Below are 650 nucleotides of genomic sequence, written 5' to 3'. Positions count from 1 at the left end.
TATCGAGAGGAATGCAAAAGGTCTCCCCGAAATTCACTATACGCGTATCTATCGATCGTTTCGTCGCTGGCAGGCCGAGGGTTGCATCGATGCCATCTTTGCTGGCTCGGTAAGCAGGCTTCATGACGACAGCCTGCTTGATCTAACGGTTGTTCACGGCGATGGCACCACGACGGCCGCCAAGAAAGGCGGTGACAAACTCGGCTACAGCGGCCACAAACATCTGAAGGGTGACAAGGTGGTGCCATTCTGCGATCGCCACTGCAACGTCATCGCGCCCTTCGTCAGTGCCCCAGGTAACCGCAACGAATCGCCCCTGCTGCGCGAGGCGCTGCCGAAACTCACTGCAATGGCCCGCGCCATCGGCGCAGACCTGCAAGGCGCAATCGTCAGTCTGGATGGCGTCTACGACTGTCGTGCCAACCGACGCGCGATCTTCAATCGTGGCATGGCGCCCAACATTCCCGAGAACCCGCGTGGGCGCAAAACGCCTAAACGCGGTCGCAAGCGGCGCTTTGATCCGGCCATCTTCGAGGAGCGCTTCAGAACCATCGAGCGCGTCTTCGCCTGGGAAGACAAGTTTCGCCGTCTGTTGCTGCGCTTCGAACGCATCAGCGAGGTGCACTACGCGTTCAAGACGCTCGCTTATA

Annotated in this window: 1 protein-coding gene; it reads left to right on the top strand. The window is 59.2% G+C overall.

Annotated elements, in window-relative coordinates:
* Positions 1 to 650 (top strand): transposase (locus tag AB3X89_RS40100; RefSeq protein ID WP_368588040.1); only part of this gene is annotated, 650 nt, incomplete at both ends.

The organism is Paraburkholderia sp. BR14320, assembly GCF_040948665.1.
GTDB classification, from domain to species: Bacteria; Pseudomonadota; Gammaproteobacteria; order Burkholderiales; family Burkholderiaceae; genus Paraburkholderia; species Paraburkholderia youngii.
Note: the sequence above shows the minus strand (reverse complement) of the source record. Positions and strands in the feature narration are given on the sequence as shown.